Annotated in this window: 13 protein-coding genes; 10 read left to right on the top strand and 3 right to left on the bottom strand. The window is 39.7% G+C overall.

Annotated elements, in window-relative coordinates; translation table 11 throughout:
* Nucleotides 1-489: 489 nt before the first annotated feature.
* Nucleotides 490-1,758 (bottom strand): L-lactate MFS transporter, encoded by a 1,269-nt coding sequence (locus tag ACIROD_RS00805; protein ID WP_402937174.1) that lies wholly within the window; start codon nt 1,756-1,758, stop codon nt 490-492.
* Nucleotides 1,759-2,402: 644 nt separating this feature from the next.
* On the opposite strand from ACIROD_RS00805, the gene ACIROD_RS00800 reads away from it, so the two are divergent.
* The gene (locus ACIROD_RS00800; protein WP_101225407.1) at nt 2,403-3,491 is read left to right on the top strand and encodes a branched-chain amino acid aminotransferase; all 1,089 of its coding nucleotides are present in this window, start codon (nt 2,403-2,405) and stop codon (nt 3,489-3,491) included.
* Nucleotides 3,492-3,838: 347 nt separating this feature from the next.
* Here ACIROD_RS00800 and ACIROD_RS00795 read toward each other — a convergent pair whose 3' ends face one another.
* On the bottom strand, nt 3,839-4,525 hold the full coding sequence (locus ACIROD_RS00795; RefSeq protein WP_402937171.1) for a response regulator transcription factor: 687 nt from the start codon (nt 4,523-4,525) through the stop codon (nt 3,839-3,841).
* Between the two features lie 137 nt (nt 4,526-4,662).
* Between ACIROD_RS00795 and ACIROD_RS00790 the strand changes: the two genes are divergently transcribed.
* Nucleotides 4,663-5,550, top strand: coding sequence for a R2-like ligand-binding oxidase (locus tag ACIROD_RS00790; RefSeq protein WP_101225405.1), 888 nt, complete (start codon nt 4,663-4,665; stop codon nt 5,548-5,550).
* Between the two features lie 125 nt (nt 5,551-5,675).
* Nucleotides 5,676-6,887, top strand: coding sequence for an iron-containing alcohol dehydrogenase (locus ACIROD_RS00785; protein ID WP_230175893.1), 1,212 nt, complete (start codon nt 5,676-5,678; stop codon nt 6,885-6,887).
* A gap of 122 nt (nt 6,888-7,009) precedes the next feature.
* On the opposite strand, the gene ACIROD_RS00780 is transcribed toward ACIROD_RS00785, so the two are convergent.
* Nucleotides 7,010-7,264 carry an alpha/beta-type small acid-soluble spore protein gene (locus tag ACIROD_RS00780; protein WP_101225403.1) on the bottom strand — a complete coding sequence of 85 codons (255 nt, stop codon included), beginning with the start codon at nt 7,262-7,264 and terminating at the stop codon, nt 7,010-7,012.
* Between the two features lie 212 nt (nt 7,265-7,476).
* Here ACIROD_RS00780 and ACIROD_RS00775 point away from each other — a divergent pair, with 212 nt between their 5' ends.
* The 7 genes from ACIROD_RS00775 (at nt 7,477) to pabB (ending at nt 17,685) form a co-directional block, all read left to right on the top strand.
* A complete protein-coding gene (locus ACIROD_RS00775; RefSeq protein WP_402937168.1) occupies nt 7,477-8,211 on the top strand; it encodes a YqcI/YcgG family protein in 735 nt (244 codons plus the stop codon).
* A gap of 164 nt (nt 8,212-8,375) precedes the next feature.
* Nucleotides 8,376-9,050 carry an FMN-dependent NADH-azoreductase gene (locus ACIROD_RS00770; RefSeq protein ID WP_286141462.1) on the top strand — a complete coding sequence of 225 codons (675 nt, stop codon included), beginning with the start codon at nt 8,376-8,378 and terminating at the stop codon, nt 9,048-9,050.
* 117 nt (nt 9,051-9,167) lie between these two features.
* The gene (gene pepF / locus ACIROD_RS00765; protein WP_402937165.1) at nt 9,168-10,964 is read left to right on the top strand and encodes an oligoendopeptidase F; all 1,797 of its coding nucleotides are present in this window, start codon (nt 9,168-9,170) and stop codon (nt 10,962-10,964) included.
* Between the two features lie 230 nt (nt 10,965-11,194).
* Entirely contained in the window at nt 11,195-13,441 is a 2,247-nt protein-coding gene (locus ACIROD_RS00760) for an AAA domain-containing protein (RefSeq protein WP_402937163.1), read from the top strand.
* 288 nt (nt 13,442-13,729) lie between these two features.
* Entirely contained in the window at nt 13,730-14,728 is a 999-nt protein-coding gene (locus tag ACIROD_RS00755; RefSeq protein ID WP_402937161.1) for an LLM class flavin-dependent oxidoreductase, read from the top strand.
* A gap of 93 nt (nt 14,729-14,821) precedes the next feature.
* On the top strand, nt 14,822-15,844 hold the full coding sequence (locus ACIROD_RS00750; RefSeq protein ID WP_230175897.1) for an LLM class flavin-dependent oxidoreductase: 1,023 nt from the start codon (nt 14,822-14,824) through the stop codon (nt 15,842-15,844).
* 92 nt (nt 15,845-15,936) lie between these two features.
* Nucleotides 15,937-17,685: an aminodeoxychorismate synthase component I gene (gene pabB, locus ACIROD_RS00745; RefSeq protein WP_402937158.1), complete on the top strand. Its 1,749-nt coding sequence runs from the start codon at nt 15,937-15,939 to the stop codon at nt 17,683-17,685.
* The last annotated feature ends 8 nt before the right edge of the window (nt 17,686-17,693 follow it).

Here is a 17,693-nt window from a genome sequence, read left to right as displayed (position 1 = left end):
ATTCCATCTCTTACTTGATTCCCTGATTTAGCTTAATGTTAAACTAAATAACTTGTTCTAATTGTTTGGTGTAAAATGATCATTCAACTTTTTTCGATATAGCTGACCAGAAGGAGATGGGAATACAGTCTGTTAATATAGCGGCAAGCAAACAAAAACAGACTTTCACTGAAATATGAAAGTCAACTTTTAAAAAATATTTGGTCACTTTGACTTTTACCTGTCCTCACCTTCATAAGTCGATATGCCCAATGAATGCATTTCCCTAGACTACTGCGGTTAAGTTTAAGCAATGCGCCAAAACTGCACCAGCAAGAAATCCTGCTGGGATGATAAATCGTAAAAAGTTCCAAAAAGACATCGATCCGGAAGATATCCGAAATTTTTTTAAGGGCAGCCGCCGGTTAGGCCAAAACAAAAAAGGCATCATCAAAGGTGAATTCCGGTTATGGAACTTTACTTGATAATGCCTTTTTACAAGGTTTTAAATTAGGATATTTTACTGAATGGGTTCGTTACCCCTTGTTTCTGTTCTGTTTGCATTTTTTTAATGTCCAGACGCAACCAGATGGAGATGGCAAATGCTATCGCAATTAATGCTGCGAAAACATAGAATACGGGGATGTAACTGTTCGTACTTTCCCTGATTGCGGTAACTAACATAGGTCCGCAAACCCCGCCTAGAGACCATGTAGTTAAAAGGTAACCGTGGATGGCCCCAATTTCCTTAGTTCCAAATAAATCCCCGGCAAATGCAGGGAGATTTGAAAATCCTCCTCCGTAACAACTAACGACCAGCAAGATGAGTCCTTGGAACAATAGTGTATTTGTAGTGGTAGGAAGTAAAAGGAACGCTCCGATTTGAATGATGAAGAAAATGACGAAAACATTTGGACGTCCAATATAATCCGATGCTGCTGCCCAGCCAAGTCTTCCTCCGCCATTAAAGATTCCCATAATTCCGACTAATGTTGCTGCACCTGCTACGGACAGACCAACAACGTCTTGAGCCATAGGTGAAGCTACCGAAATCATCATGATCCCTGCACTTGTATTTATCAGTTTCATGGACCATAACATCCAGAAGTGTTTAGTTTTAACCGCTTCTTTTGCAGTTAATTGCCTTAGGTCTTTCTTCAGTTCTTTCTTACCGGACTCAATATCTTTCTTCATTCCTTCAGGTAGCCAGTTGGCCTTTGGCGGTGCAATATAGGATGCTCCTAGGAACATCAATATGAAATAGCCTGCGCCTAAAATATAATATGTAGTATAAATGCCAACGGATTCCATAAGGCTTGCAGCTACTGGGGCTGTAATGAGTGCTCCGGCACCGAAACCTAATACTGCCATTCCTGTTGCCAATCCCCTGCGATCTGGGAACCATTTGACTAAAGTGGATACTGGTGAAATGTACCCAATCCCCATACCAAGTCCACTTAAAACCCCATATGTCATTAGGTAAAGCGGCAGTGAATCGACCATTACTGCTAAACCGGAACCAGCTTGACCTAAACCGAATAATACGGCAGCGACCATAGCTGACTTCCTTGGACCATTTTTTTCTACGAATTTGCCAAAGAAGGCAGCAGAAGTTCCTGCAAGCGCCATCATTATTGTGAATGCTAAAGTTACTTCAGTTTCTGACCACCCCATAGTCTCGACTAATGGTTTTTTGTAAACGCTATATGCGTATGCACCACCAATGGAAAGGTGAATGGCGATAGCGGATAAAGCGATTAACCATCTGTTTTTTGTCATGTTGTTACCCCTTTTCGTTAAAAAATAAGAAAGTTGCATGCGTTTTATCTATAATATATCGTTTTGCATGCGTTTTATCTATCTTGTGGGATAAGTATATAAGAATATTATTTAGTAGTAAACTACTAAATTGAATTTCATGTAAAATTTTCCTCTGTGCTTAGAGTTGGGAAAAAACACTTTATGGATTCGGATTAAAAATGTTATATATTCTAAGGATTTTAATATACATATAAGGTTTGCAGTTATTAGCTTAGGTGTTTTATTCACGAATCTGCCAAAAGTCTTTTCATTTATCGATTTTCCTGGTTACAAAAAGGGAAACGATTGAATTTACTCTTAAGGTGTGATGAACCAGAATTATTCTCATTGGCTTTATAGTGATTATTTTGATAAAATTAATCTAATATTCAAGACATCTTAGCGTACCACTCGGAATTGATATTTTTAGGGGTTTCAGGAATAATTGATTCTTTTTTCAGGAATCATAGTCTGGAAATCAAAGAAAAACCCATTTATTTTAAAAAATTCCGAAAATTTCGTCTTAAAGGCTTGAACTATGATTCCTTATAGGAGTAAACTAATTAAAGATAGATTTTATGGAAGTGAAATCTTGTAAATTTAATCAACAAGGGGTTTTGGTAATGAAGGAACATGACATGCAAATCACGCTTAGTACAACAAAGAAAGAAAAACCACAAGCGGACCAGCTTGAGTTCGGTAAGCAGTTTACCGATCATATGTTTATTATGGATTACACACAAGGGCAAGGGTGGCATGATCCAAGAATTGTTCCTTATCAACCGCTCTCATTGGAGCCGTCAGCTATGATTTTTCACTATGGTCAATCCGTTTTTGAAGGATTGAAGGCATATGCAACACCTGAGGATGAAATTATCTTATTCCGTCCGGAAAAGAATTTCCAACGCTTAAATAGTTCGAATAGCCGATTATGCATACCGGATGTCGACGTTGATTTCGCGTTGAAGGCCTTAAAGACTTTAATTAGCGTTGATAAGGATTGGGTTCCCCAGGTAGAAGGGACATCTTTATATATCAGGCCATTCATTATAGCTACTGAGCCTTATCTTGGAGTATCTCCATCGAATAAGTATCAGTTCATCATCATCATGTCACCAGTAGGTTCGTATTATAAAGAAGGCATCCATCCAGTTAAAATTGCAGTGGAGTCAGCTTTTACACGTGCAGTTAATGGAGGTACAGGTGAAGCCAAAACGGGCGGTAATTATGCATCGAGCCTAAAAGCCCAGGAAGTATCCGAAAAGATGGGTTATGCCCAAGTTCTTTGGTTAGACGGAGTGGAGAAAAAGTATATCGAAGAAGTTGGAAGCATGAATGTTTTCTTCAAAATTAATGGTGAAATCATCACCCCTGCTTTAAATGGAAGCATCCTTCCGGGTATTACTCGTGATTCCATTATAGAATTGCTGAAACATTGGGGTCTTCCCGTGTCGGAAAGACGCATTTCGATGGAGGAAGTCCATGAAGCCCATAAATTAGGTCACTTGGAAGAGGCCTTTGGAACGGGAACAGCCGCGGTCATATCGCCAATTGGTGAATTTTTGTGGAATGGTGAGGAAATGATTGTTCAAAGCGGGGAAACTGGCGAACTTTCCAGAAAGCTTTATGATACACTGACAGGTGTCCAAACAGGTAAAGTCGCAGACGAGTTGAATTGGACTACGAAAGTAGAAGAAAAAGTGACTCAATGAGACTTAAACAAAAGGGGTTCGGAATTTAAAAATTCCGAACCCCTTTTGAAATTCCCTTTGAATTTTGGCCTGAAATTAAGTATTGAGGCTCAACGAGACCTCCGTGTTTTCGCTGAATAGAATCATGTTTTAGAAAGCATCCTCATCACCTCAAATGAAGACTTTAGGCAAAAGGGTTCTATTTAAAAGTTAAAACAAAGTTGATTGGAACGGAGGGTACGAGACGCCAGCGGGAAAAGTGAGTGCCTGGAGAGGAAATCAACGTTCAAATTGTACAAACCGTAAAAAATTCGATTTTTTTAGAGTTTGTTTACAGTCTGAAACCTTCTTTGAAGGTTTTTTTTGTTTCACATAATCATTTTGTGCCTTATGGCAACAGCGACGGCCTCGGTCCGGTGATTCACTCCCAATTTCCTGATAGCAGAAGAAATATGATCTCTGACTGTGAATTCACTAACGCTCATCTTTGGTGCCATTTGCTTTAATCCCAATCCATTGGCTAAATATTGAAGGACCTCCACTTCACGTTTGCTTAGAAGGTAAGTGGGAGGGGCGGAATCCAATGTCGAACCGACGGCCAATTTTAAATAATGGGAAAGCTTCATTAAATCATTCTTGGTAACAGGCTCGTTAGCGTGAATGGGATCAACCAACACTAAACCGATGGCCATGTCATTCACAATTACCGGAATGATAGCCAATGAAGAGATGGAAAACCTTTTAACGTATTTTGCAGGGATGGAGGATTTCGCATGTTGGATGGTTAAGTATATGGGTTTGTTATGGATGACTGCTTGGTGGATGGGATATATATCATGAATATTTTCTTTAACATTATGTAATGAAAAGGTCTCTTCACTCGTACATGCACATATTCCTTCACCCATTCCTGTTAAACATGAGTAACTGAATAAAGAAGCGCGTTGAAATGAAAAAAAATCCACACAGCCCTTTAAGATCATTTGTGCTTTATTTGCCATATCTTTTTGATGGGAAATCTTTTTTACATGATTCATCATAGTTTCCTCAAGCATTCGACTTTATTCCTCCCTACATTTTCAGTGCTAGGATAAATGCTACTAATATCTTACAATATAATGAAAACTCTTACAAATTTAATAAATCCTTGGATACAAAAGTTTAAAGTTCTTAATTTTAAGGAGGCATTACCATGAAAAGAAAGAATTTAACGACCACCAGCCGGAGTTTTAGAGAAGATACCCTGCCATTTAAACTCTATCAAAAGGCCAAAAGATTCGGTATATGGAATCCTCGTGACATTGATTTCAGCCAGGATAAAGAAGATTGGAAGTCATTTACTGATATTGAAAGGCAAGTGTTATTACGGATCATTTCACTTTTTCAGGGCGGGGAAGAAGCAGTGACTTTGGATTTGCTGCCTCTCATTATGACGATAGCCAAAGAAGGCAGGATTGAAGAAGAAATGTACTTAACGACATTTCTGTTCGAGGAAGCGAAGCATATGGAGTTCTTTCGTTATACATTAGATCAGGTTGGTGAAACGGGTGATTTGACAGTTTATCATTCAGACACTTATAAATCGATTTTTTACGAAATATTGCCTGAAGCGATGGAGAAACTTTTATCCGACCAATCCCCTGAAGCATTGGCAGAAGCAGCCACTGTTTATAATATGTTTACCGAGGGAGTTCTTGCAGAAACTGGATATTTCGGTTTTTATCAGACGCTTGAAGCTAATAAAATGATGCCTGGTTTATTAAAAGGCGTGGGTCTTTTGAAGAAGGATGAATCGCGCCATATTGCTTATGGGACCTTCCTGCTACAACGAATCATCAGTGAACATCCACATATCTTTAAACAGGTTGAAAAGAGAATGGAGCAACTTTCTCCTCTGGCCATCGCGTTAAATACGGAGGGGTATGATCGGTTAGGAAATCCATTTGGCAATGACCAACAAGCTATATTGAATTTTACGATGAAACAATTAACGGTGCGGATGGAGATTTTAGCCAGGGCAAAAGGGAAGGGGATTGAAGAAATCTATCAAAGTAACGAAAAGGAATATGGGGTTTTGTAAAGCCGGTAAAAGATAAAAGCTTACTATTTAGTATGTTTGTTAATGAATGGCCATCAGGAACTTTGAGACAGGGTATAAACAATCCTTATCTAAGAATATAGACTAATATATCTGAGGTGATCTGTATGAACGTAAACGCTCAATCGAATTTTTGGCTAAGGACTTCGGTTTACAGTGGCACTAACACTCGTTCACTCATTCCAAACCTTTTCAATGGTCTCGGGGCCAAAAGGATTCTACTCGTAAGTGATGCGGGCTTGGAAAATGCAGGTGTCGTTAATAAAGTTGCCGAAACTTTTGATCAGGAGAATTTAGGTGCCAGAGCTGAAATAGTTGGACAGTTTCTGGGTGTTACACAAGACGCAGCGAGTGAATGTGTAAATGAAGCATTGAAATATGCACGCGAAGTGAATGCCGATGCCATACTTGCCATCGGTGGAGGGAGTGTCATTGATACCGCAAAGGCATTGAAATTCGGATTATACAAAGGAATTACGGATATTAAAGATGCAATTCCAAGCGGCTATCTGTATGAGGGTTTTCCAAAAGCCCAATCCATGAATATCCCGCATATTTCCGTAGCCACAACAGCAGGAACCGGTTCTGAAGTATCTCCGATAGCAGTCATATATAATGAACATAAAAAAGTAAAAATGAATATATACAATGTTTTTTTAAGTTCGGATGTTGCCATTCTAGATCCTGAGTTAACAGTCGGACTGCCGAGTGATATTACGGCGTTTACTGGTGCAGATGCATTGACACATGCAATGGAAGCGATCGTTTCACCTGCGGCTACATCAATAACCGATGCTTATGCATTTCAGGCCATCCGAGTTATTGATAGAAATTTACAGGGGGCCGTAAAGGACGGAACTAATATTGAGGCCAGAATGGAAATGCTTCATGGAAGCATGATGGGAATCACTGCATTTTGTAGTGCATTGAATGCGATCCCGGTTCATAACTTTGCCCACGCATATGGGGCGTTATTCCGTATTCCTCATGGATTGGCCAATGCTGTGTTATTACCGGTCGTAATGGAATCAACCCCGGATTTATATCTTCCAAAGGCCCATTTGATAGCCGAAGCCTTTAGTGTGAAAATCCATGATGAAGATTCAAAAAGAACCTTAGCGAAAGTGGTGGAAAAGCTCCGTGTTTTCCTATCCGATCTTGGGCTGCCCTCTGACTTCAGCGCCTATGAAATTAACCAATCCGATATGGAAAGAATTCTTAAAGCAGTAAGGACGGATCCAGCTGCCACTAATTACCCGATGTCGGAGGAATTAATAATGTCAGTAGTTTCAAGAGTTTCACCCGTGAGAATTAGTTGATTTTAAAAAAGCCAGCCCGTTAAGGTTGGCTTTTTTATGGTTTAATGCCATCCAACGTGTTAAGTCCAGTTTCTATATATGAGCTTTTAAAGGGGAGCACTACCAAACGGGATCGAATCTTGTTAATGTTTTTTCCCTAAGTTTTCCTGTGCCATCTTGACAAGTTCCTTGACCATGCCTCCGCCTAATTTTCCGCCTATTTTTCCATTCTGCTTGGATGTCAGTTCACCGTTATAGTCTTTTTTCAGTGGTACGCCAATTTCCTTTGCCACTTCAAACTTTGCTTCTTCGGGATTCTTTGTACCAGCAACTTTTGCTTTTAAATCATCGAGTCCTTTTCTCGCTTCAGATACTAGAATTTTCCTTCTCCTTGCCATTAAGCACCACTCCTATTTTTTTCTTAGGTTATCCAATTGTAGAGAAAATGATTAACATGCAGATCGAATGTTTTTTAATTGAATTCCGATGAACTGGAGGAAGTCATAATCCCTTTAATAAAGAAGTAATTATATAGGGTGCACCGGTCCGTAGAAGTTTTAGTTTATTTAAAGCGGGTAACATATAATAAAACGATTTAAGGAGAAAAATGATGCTGACTGCTAATTCAAGTTTGTTAACAAAAGAAGATATGACAAATCCCGATCGAGTGCCGCAATGGCTAATTAAGGAATATCAAACATTCCATAATACAGTGACCGATAAAACCTTTCCTTGTTATTTTGGTATGAAAGCTGAAAATAAAGGGGAACTTCGCTATGCTTATATCACACAGAAAGATTGGTCCAATCTCCCAAAAGCAGTGGAAAGTTTTCTTGATTTATTTCAGGAACCCCCATATATCAGGCACGGTCTTTTCGTCTTTATGGAGCCTGAATCAATAGAGGGTGATATAGAATTTTACCGTAAAAGGTTTTGGGATATCCTGCAATACTTACATAAAGCGGATGAAAAGCCTTGGCCAATTGATAAGCCGAAAGATCCCGAGCATTATTTATGGGACTATCATTTTGCAGGGGAACCAATCTTTGTCTTTGGTAATGCACCTGCTTATAAACAGCGTAAAACGCGTGATTTAGGAAATAGCCTTGTACTTGGATTCCAACCCCGGATGATCTTTGAGGGCTTGGAGGGAACGGAAAAAGGCGGAATAATGTCACGTGAAAAGGTTCGTGAACGAGTGGAGAAATGGGATAACCTTCCTAAACATCCGGATATCAGTCACTTTGGAGATGTAAATCATAATGAATGGAAACAATTTTTCATAGGGGATGATATAGAACCGATAAAAGGTAAGTGCCCCTTCCATCATAAAGAGTTAACTTAACCGAGGGCAAATTGCTCCTCGGTTTTTTTCGCGTCCTGCTTATAAAGCCTCGGGATAAAAAAATAAAGGCGCGCAAAATAAAAAACATATTTCTTGCCTTATAAGATTTTCAGATTTATAATGTGAAAGTAGCAATTGCAGTTAATTCGAGATATATGGATTAAATGCTATTTTTAAAAAAACATACAATAATAACAATTGGGGGAACAAAAATGTCTAAAGTATTATTTGTTAAATCAAATGACCGTCCAGCGGATCAAGCAATCAGTGTCAAAATGTATGAAACGTTTTTGAACACATATAAGGAAGCAAATAGTAACGATGAAATAACTGAATTGGATTTATTTAAACTGAACTTACCTTACTACGGAAATACAGCGATCACTGCCCTATATAAACGCAACCAAGGCATGGAATTGACTGAAGAAGAAGTGGAGATTGCCGATATCGTGCAACAATACTTGAATCAATTCCTTGCTGCCGACAAAGTGGTATTTGCCTTCCCGCTATGGAACGCAACGGTTCCGGCACCATTGGTAACTTATATCTCTTATCTTGCTCAAGCGGGAACAACATTCAAATATACAGCTGAAGGCCCAGTCGGTTTAGCTGGTGGTAAAAAAGTGGCTTTACTTAATGCACGCGGATCAGATTATGCATTGCCTGGAATGGATGCTGCCGAAATGGCAGAGAAATACGTAACGATGAATTTAAACTTATGGGGCATAACAAACCCAGAAACAGTTGTAATCGAGGGACATAATCAATATCCAGATCGCTCACAGGATATCGTTGCAGAAGGATTGGCGAAAGTTGCTGAAACTGCAGCAAAATTCTAATTGTAAACAGAAAAACCAGTATGTATTTTTAGCATACTGGTTTTTCTATGCAGATTTTTCTGAAAGTCGATTATAATAAAGGGTAAGCTATAAAGGATGAAAGGAAGTGCAGATAATATGCAAACGTTTAAATCACGTGACGAAATAAAAATAGAAGAAACATGGAACTTAGAGGATATTTACGATGATCAAACTATCTGGGAAAAGGATTATCAAGAAGTCCTGAAGATGGCAGAAAAATTAAAAACTTATGATGGTCGGATTCAGTCAGCTCAAGATTTGTTCGATTATTTACGATTAAGTGAAGAACTTGGGTACATTTATAACAAGCTATATGTATTTGCCATGCTGCAAGCTGATTTAGATACTCGGGTAACCTCATCACAAGCATTATTGGATCGGGCTGGTAAGTTAGGGCAGAAAATCAGTAATGCTTCTGCATTTTTCATGCCGTTTCTTTTGAGCCTGGAAGAACACACATTAAAAGGGTACATAAATGAAATCGAGGGTTTGAAATATTTTGAGGAGGATTTACTTGATTCCTTCCGCTATAAAGCCCATGTGTTAACGAAAGAACAAGAAGAGGTGCTTTCCCAAATAGGCGAAGCCTTTTCAGCACCTCAAAAAACGTTCGGGATGATAAACAATGCTGATATAAAATTTGGGGAGGTTACGAATGAAGACGGCGAGAGGGTAGAGCTGACAAGGGGAATGTATTCCAAATTGATTGAAGACGATGATCGCGATAAAAGAAAAGAGGCTTATTTCGCCTATTATCAGCCATATGTACAATTGAAGAATACAATCGCTTCCACACTTTCCACTGCAATCAAGAATAATGTGAATCTTTCAAAACTAAGAAATTATCCATCAGCCTTGGAAAAATCTCTATTTGGAGATCAAGTTCCAAAAGAGGTTTATGATAATTTGATTATGTCTACTAAACAAAATATCGGGCCCATGCATAAATATATTCATTTAAGAAAAAAATTGCTTGGTGTAGAGGAATTGCGTGCCTATGATTTAAGTGTGCCATTAGTCGAAGGCGCTAAAGAGGAGATTTCTTACGATGATGGTTTTTCTTTGATGGTTGAAGCACTGAAACCTCTTGGCGAAGAATATATCACAATCCTGAAAACCTTTAAGGAAAAAAGATATATCGACGTAAGGGAAACACCTGGAAAACGGTCAGGTGCTTACAATTTAGGACTTTATGGTGTTCATCCTTTCATTTTATTAAATCACCGTGATGATTTAGACAGTGTGTTTACACTTGCACATGAATCTGGACATGGAATGCATTCATTCTATAGTTCAAAATATCAACCGCAAATAAGTGCTGGGTATTCCATTTTTGTCGCTGAAGTTGCTTCCACTGTGAATGAAATCCTTTTGATTCGCCATTTGATTAAGACTACAAAAGACGTGCAGAAGAAAAAACACTTACTTAACCATTTCATAGATAGTTTTAAAGGAACATTCTTCACACAGGTGATGTTTGCGGAGTTCGAAAAGGTCGTACATGAAAAAGCTGAAAATGATGAACCTCTAAATGCCGAGGTTTTTAATACAGCCTATGAATCAATATTTCGTGCTTATAATGGAGATGAAATAATTTTCGATGAAGAAGTGAAGTATGGCTGGTCACGTATCCCACACTTTTATCGTCCATTTTATGTCTACAAATATGCTACTGGTTACGTTTCAGCCATCACCATCGCTGATAAAATCCTCTCAGGGGACCAAAAAACACTTGAAAGTTATTTGACCTTCTTGAAAAGCGGGAGTTCCGATTTCCCATTGGAGCTGCTTAAGAAAACAGGCGTAGATTTAACTAAACCTGATCCAATCGAAAACGCAATGAAGATTTTCAGCGATCTTGTCGACCAATTCACTGAGTTGACAGAAGGCTAATCTAAACCATTTCTTCCAAAAGAGCCCATGGTATGATTTTATAAAAAATGCTATAGTTAAAACATTGGCGTAGGAGAGGCCCAATCTATTGATTGGGCCTTATTTTATATGCTTAAGAAACAGGTATCGCGCAAAAAGTCTTGGTAACAGCGTTATTTCCTACTTCGGAGCCTAGCCAATGGGCCAGTTTCTTTGTACTTCAATGGCATATTTTGTGAGGAAAGTGAAAAATGAATTCGACAGTTAATTATATAAAAGAATGGCAGCAGGCGCTTCAACTTGAAATCCTGCATTTGAAAAAATATGGCAGCACAAAATACCTGATTTCGAACGGCCATCTGCTTACAGGTGGCGATTCTTTCAACTATTATTTCGAAACAGGTTCATCGATAAAAATCCCTGTCGGTTCCCTCGTTCGACTGGAATGGGGAGGGATTAAGCAAGAGGGGAGAATCCTCTCATCGGAAGGAAAAAGTATAATCATTGTTTTTGATCGCTCGCTAGGCGATATGATCGATGAAGCCTTTTTATACCACGATCCTTGGGAATTGCTTGAGCAATTGATCATCCGCCTGGATGAAATCAAGAGAAGCAAAAGGAAAAGGCTTCGGATCAAGCGCCTGATGGATCCGTCCATGCCGCAAAAACATCCTTTAATTGAAAAACAAAGCAGCGTAAAAGAATTATATGCCCGCTCGAAATTCAACCCTGTCACTTTTGTTTGGGGACCCCCTGGAACAGGAAAAACCTATACATTGGCTCGTACAGTAGCCAATCATTATTTACAGGATAAAAAAGTTCTGGTTTTGTCCCATAGCAACCAGGCTGTCGATGTTTTGATGGCTGAAATTTCGTCATTCATTAAAAAGAAAGATCGTTTCAAAGAAGGCGATGTGCTTCGCTATGGATCTCAAATCGGTGAATCACTAGCCATCCATGATGATATTGTTACAGGGCAATTATTAGGTAAACATGAACCGACATTAGTTAAAGAAAAAGAAGAGCTTGGCGAAGAGAAACGTCTGTTAAAGCATGACTTGGCAGGGTCCTTCAGTAAAAGGGATACAGATCAATTAATTGAGATAGAGAAAAAGCTGGCCAAAGTCTTGGAGAAAATCCGCCAAAAAGAGGTTCAATTCGTAAAAGAAGCAAAAGTCATCGGAACGACCTTGGCTAAAGCCGCAAATGATGAAACGGTTTATCAAAAGGAGTATGATCTGGTCATTTTGGACGAAGCGAGTATGGCATACGTACCTCAGGTGGCTTTTGCTGCAGCGTTAGCCAAGCATATTATCGTTTGTGGTGATTTCAAACAATTGCCACCTATTGCTTCGGCTCGTGATTCCCTAGTGAAACTTTGGCTGAAGGAAGACATTTTTCATCGCGCTGGTGTGGCCCAGTCTGTTGAAGAAGGAGAACTTCATCCCCATTTATTCCTATTAAAGGAACAGCGCCGCATGCATCCGGATATTTCAGCATTCACTAATCGTGTCGTCTATAACAATTTTGTTGGCGATCATAAAAGTGTTGCGACCAGCAGGGAGGGAATAATGCTGGCGGAACCATTTGCCAATAAGGCAGCGGCACTGCTTGATACTAGCTTAGCAGGGGAATATTGCATCACTGAACGGACATCCCACTCGAGAATGAATATATGGCAATTGCTTTTATCTTTTCAACTGATTCATGAAGCTTATGAGGGCGGGGCAAGGTCAATCGGTTATGTCGCCCCATATCGTGCCCAGGCAGATTTGATGGAAAAACTATTGGATGACTTATATGTCAAAGAACGGCAAACGGCGGATATCATCGCTGCAACTGTACACCGTTTCCAGGGAAGTGAACGGGAGATGATGATTTTTGACACAGTTGATAGTTATCCGCAAAACAGGGCTGGAATGTTATTGACAGGGAGAGAAAGTGAAAGGCTCATTAACGTGGCCATAACAAGGACTAAGGGTAAGTTCGTACATGTATGTGACACTTCATTTGTTAACAAACACGTTTATCGCAGCAAAACACTTCGTCAGCTTGTCGATCATCAAATTCAAAATGATCAGATTGTATCAAAGAAAGACATTGGAAAATGGATTAAACATCAGCATCCGAAATTACAATGGATGCATGCCCGTAAATTGGGGGACTTTCAGGAAGATATTGAATCAACAAAACTAGAGATGGTTTTTGCTGTTCCGGATTTGAACAGTTTGTCAGAAGAATGGCAGCAATATTTAATGAAACGAAACCCTACAGTGAAATTGACGATCATTTCAGCAAAAAGAAACCCTGATATCCACTCTGATCAATTTATTTGTTCACCTGTTTCCTTTTCGTTTATCATCTTGGATAAACGAGTTGTCTGGCTAGGGCTGCCCGTAGAGTCCAATAATCGGGTCCAGCCTCCATATATAGCGGCTCGTTTGGATTCAAAAATCATGGCAGATGAATTACTATCTCAATTCAAAAAAAGTGAATAGCTCGGGAAAGGCCCTTAATAAGGGCTTTTCTTCATTTACATATATATACTTAAAAATACCTCGATAGAATAAAGTGATAAGTCCTTGATCTACCTGCCGCCAATAATATATTAAAGCAAACACCTCGTTAGAATATATTGATAGCTCCATACTCCCCAATTTGAAATCAACTCCTTATATTTTTTGCTAAAGGCTGCAAACTAAAATAACAAAGCAAGCATTTCAGGGGACTTTCGAATAGTTATGATTTACCATTAAGCTACGAAAGACAAGAAAGTAGGTAACAAAATGAAACTTAGCATTTTGGATCAATCACCAATTGCATCAGGACAATCAGCACAAGAAGCCTTGCAAGCTTCACTGCAACTCGCACAAGAAGGAGATAGACTTGGTTATAGCAGAATCTGGTTAACTGAACATCATGATCTCCCGGGATTGGCATGTTCCGTTCCAGAGGTTTTGATAAGCTATATTGGTGCACAAACAAAAAATATCCGGATTGGTTCAGGGGCAGTGCTGCTTCCACATTATAAGCCATACCGTATAGCAGAGACTTATAATATGCTAGCTACTCTTTTTCCTGGCCGGATTGATATGGGAATCGGGCGTGCTCCTGGTGGATCTGCCGAAGCAACGATGGCATTATCCGATAATTTTCTGCAGAATGTTTACAAAATGCCTGAACTAGTTCAAGAACTGTTGAATTTTCTAAAAGATGAATTTCCGAATGAACATCCATTTTCAAATGTCTCTGCTGCTCCTATCCCAAAGGTGCCGCCTGAACCATGGATTTTGGGAACAAGCGGGAAAAGTGCAAAACTTGCGGCTGAAAATGGAACTGCATACGCATTTGGTGAGTTCATGAGTGAAAATGATGGAGTTCAAAGCTTTCATCAGTACCGTGAACACTTTCAAACAAAAGGGTTTGTTAAAGAACCTAAAACTATTGTTACAGTTTCGGCCATTTGCGCAGAAACGGAGGAACATGCGAAAGAAATCGCCCTTAGCAACATACTATGGAAAATTCAAAGTGGACATGGTGAAAGAAAGCAGGTTCCAAGCATAGAAGAGGTAAGGAACCATGATTGGACTGAAAAAGAAAAAGCATTGATGAAAACCATGCATGAAAAACTGATTTTTGGTACCCCTTCACAAGTAAGGTATCGTCTTTTGGAGATTCAGGAGAAATACCAAGCAGATGAAATCATGCTGATAACCATCACTCATAAGTTGGAGGATAGGCTTAATTCGTTTCGTTTGATTGCCAAGGAAATTCTTAACAGTTAACTCCTTCGAGCATTTTGTGTGCATTTTGTGTGCATTTTCTATATGATGGCTTTGCGTCCAATTTATCATAATTGAAAGAAAGAAGATGAAGATATGAATGCTGATCAACATGCAAAAAAACTTAGCGACATTTCTTTTTCCGTTCTGGACCTAGCTTCTATTGTTGAAGGTGGTACAGTTTCGGGAGCTTTTAAAAATACAGTAGAATTAGCCAAGCATGTGGAGCAATGGAATTATAATCGCTTCTGGGTTGCAGAACACCATAGCATGCCAGGAATCGCAAGCTCTGCAACGTCAGTGCTTATAGGCTATGTGGCAGGAAAGACGGAAAGAATTCGTGTCGGTTCTGGAGGCATTATGCTGCCGAATCATGCACCGCTCGTTATCGCAGAACAATTTGGTACATTGGAAGCAATGTATCCTGGTAGAATAGATTTAGGACTGGGCCGTGCACCGGGAAGCGACCAATATACAGCCATGGCACTCAGGGGTGATGTACGTAATAACGGTCAGGATTTTCCTGAACAATTGGCGCAGCTCCGTAGTTATTTAGATGCGGATTCCAAACATAACCGTGTTCGCGCCATCCCTGGCGAAGGACAGGATATTCCGATTTGGCTGCTTGGTTCAAGCGGCTTCAGTGCAGCATTATCAGCACAGCTGGGATTGCCATTTTCATTTGCAAGCCATTTTTCCCCTGAAAATACTCAACCGGCTTTAGCCCGTTACCGCAATAATTTCCAGCCATCCGACGTTCTTGATAAACCTTATGTCATGGTTGGTGTCAATGTATTTGCAGCTGATACTACAGAAGAAGCGCAAAGGATTGCTACTTCTTATCAACAGCAGTTCTTGAATTTAATACGTAACACGCCCGGTCAACTTGCTCCTCCAGTTGATACAATGGAAGGCCTTTGGACAGAATATGAAAAGGCCATTGTCATGAAGCAGCTGAACGCTTCCATCATAGGAAATCCAAAAGAGGTAAAAGAGCAGTTGCAGGCATTTTTAAATGAAACACAGGCGGACGAAATGATTATAAACTCTGCCATTTATGATCAGGATGCACGCCTTCGTTCTTATGAAATCATTGCAGAAGTTACTGGAATGAAATAAGTGTCAAAGAATGAGCTTGCAGATTCCGTGTCTGCAAGCTTTTTTATAAAATACATACCGATTTACTTCATAAACAAAGTCAGGAGAGAAGAATGAAACGAGAAGATCCTTTATCCTTAATATTTCACTTCACAGATAAACAAGGTGACAGCAGGCCTCTATATTTTATGAACCCGAAAAAAGTGTTCACCGCCCATACAATTGAGGATGTCATTCCCCAATTCCAAAAAGTCCAGGAAGCGATAGAACAGGGGCATTATGCAGCGGGATACGTTTCCTATGAAGCGGCACCTGCTTTTGAAAAATCTTTTAAAGTAAAAGATGGAGCCAAAATGCCATTATTATGGTTCGGGATTTTCGATAAACCTGAAGAAGAATTACCTGAAAAAATGACAGGGGCTTTTAATTTAGCTGAATGGCAATCAGAAACGGACTCACATAACTATCATTCCGGGTTTCAAAGGATAAAATCGGAAATCGAGAAAGGCAATACATATCAAGTCAATTACACGATGCGTTTACAATCCAGGTTCGAAGGAGATGACTTCGCTTTTTTTGATCGTTTGAAGAGAGCTCAACGCTCAAACTATAGTGCATATTTGAATGTGGGGACACATCGAATCCTATCGGCTTCACCCGAATTGTTTTTCCGTTGGGAAGATGGTCAGCTGATTACTCGGCCAATGAAGGGAACGGTAAAGCGGGGAACGACACTGAAAATGGATCAGCTTAATGCAGACTGGTTAGCAGCCTCGGAAAAGAATCAAGCTGAAAACTACATGATTGTTGACCTGCTCAGAAATGATTTGGGAATGATTGCAGAACCAGGAAGCGTCAAGGTTCCACAGCTAAAGGCAATTGAAAAATATCCGACTGTTTGGCAAATGACATCCACGATTACGGCCGATACGAATCCAGGAACAACAATCATCGATATATTCAAGGCCCTTTTCCCTTGTGGATCGATAACAGGGGCACCTAAAATTAAAACGATGGAAATCATCGCTGATATCGAGAATTCACCACGTGATGTTTATTGCGGTGCAATCGGGTTCATCACACCTGAATCCGAAGCAATCTTTAATGTGCCGATTCGTACGGTCGTGATCGATAACGAAACTGGGAAAGCCGAGTATGGGGTAGGCGGGGGAATCACTTGGGATTCCGAGCTATCGGAAGAATATGACGAAGCTTTTTTAAAAGCCAAATTATTGACGGTGGAAAGGCCAGCTTACAAACTATTGGAATCAATGAAGCTCAGCGATGGCGAATATTATTTGTTGACTGATCATATCGATCGGATGAAACAATCCGCTGATTACTTCGATTACCGGTTCCCTGAATTGAATCTTAGAGATCAACTCCAAAAGTATGCGGATATGAATCAAGGGACGTTACAAAAGGTGAGGGTATTACTTCATGAAAATGGTGAAATTGAAGTCTCTGGACAAGCAATCAAGCCCCTTGATTCAGAATTTACGGCAATCTTGGCTGAAACTCCAATATCAAGCGCAAATCCATTTCTATTTCATAAGACCACCAATCGTGATGTATATGAAGGATTTCAAATGAATAATCCTGACTTCCATGATGTTTTGCTTTGGAATGAAGAAGGATTCATAACGGAATTCACGAACGGAAATGTAGTGGTGAAGATAAATGGTGACCTCTATACCCCTCCGGTGGAAGCAGGTCTGCTTGCTGGAACATTTCGTCAAGACCTGATCAGGAAGAAGGAGATCAAGGAAAAACCCATTTCAAAAGCTGACCTTAATAACGCTGAGGAAATTTGGTTTATTAATAGTGTGCGTGGGAAATTAAAAGTGAATTTGACTTTCTAAGCTGATTA

Source organism: Peribacillus sp. NPDC101481 (assembly GCF_044767165.1).
In the GTDB taxonomy this organism is placed as follows: domain Bacteria; phylum Bacillota; class Bacilli; order Bacillales; family DSM-1321; genus Peribacillus.
This window is presented reverse-complemented; position numbering and strand designations above follow the sequence as displayed.

What these genes read in the sequence shown, in the direction of transcription:
- ACIROD_RS00805 (WP_402937174.1), bottom strand. Translation starts at nt 1,758, where the DNA reads ATGACAAAAAACAGATGGTTAATCGCTTTATCCGCTATCGCCATTCAC.
- ACIROD_RS00800 (WP_101225407.1), top strand. Translation starts at nt 2,403, where the DNA reads ATGAAGGAACATGACATGCAAATCACGCTTAGTACAACAAAGAAAGAA.
- ACIROD_RS00795 (WP_402937171.1), bottom strand. Translation starts at nt 4,525, where the DNA reads ATGCTTGAGGAAACTATGATGAATCATGTAAAAAAGATTTCCCATCAA.
- ACIROD_RS00790 (WP_101225405.1), top strand. Translation starts at nt 4,663, where the DNA reads ATGAAAAGAAAGAATTTAACGACCACCAGCCGGAGTTTTAGAGAAGAT.
- ACIROD_RS00785 (WP_230175893.1), top strand. Translation starts at nt 5,676, where the DNA reads ATGAACGTAAACGCTCAATCGAATTTTTGGCTAAGGACTTCGGTTTAC.
- ACIROD_RS00780 (WP_101225403.1), bottom strand. Translation starts at nt 7,264, where the DNA reads ATGGCAAGGAGAAGGAAAATTCTAGTATCTGAAGCGAGAAAAGGACTC.
- ACIROD_RS00775 (WP_402937168.1), top strand. Translation starts at nt 7,477, where the DNA reads ATGCTGACTGCTAATTCAAGTTTGTTAACAAAAGAAGATATGACAAAT.
- ACIROD_RS00770 (WP_286141462.1), top strand. Translation starts at nt 8,376, where the DNA reads ATGCTATTTTTAAAAAAACATACAATAATAACAATTGGGGGAACAAAA.
- pepF (WP_402937165.1), top strand. Translation starts at nt 9,168, where the DNA reads ATGCAAACGTTTAAATCACGTGACGAAATAAAAATAGAAGAAACATGG.
- ACIROD_RS00760 (WP_402937163.1), top strand. Translation starts at nt 11,195, where the DNA reads ATGAATTCGACAGTTAATTATATAAAAGAATGGCAGCAGGCGCTTCAA.
- ACIROD_RS00755 (WP_402937161.1), top strand. Translation starts at nt 13,730, where the DNA reads ATGAAACTTAGCATTTTGGATCAATCACCAATTGCATCAGGACAATCA.
- ACIROD_RS00750 (WP_230175897.1), top strand. Translation starts at nt 14,822, where the DNA reads ATGAATGCTGATCAACATGCAAAAAAACTTAGCGACATTTCTTTTTCC.
- pabB (WP_402937158.1), top strand. Translation starts at nt 15,937, where the DNA reads ATGAAACGAGAAGATCCTTTATCCTTAATATTTCACTTCACAGATAAA.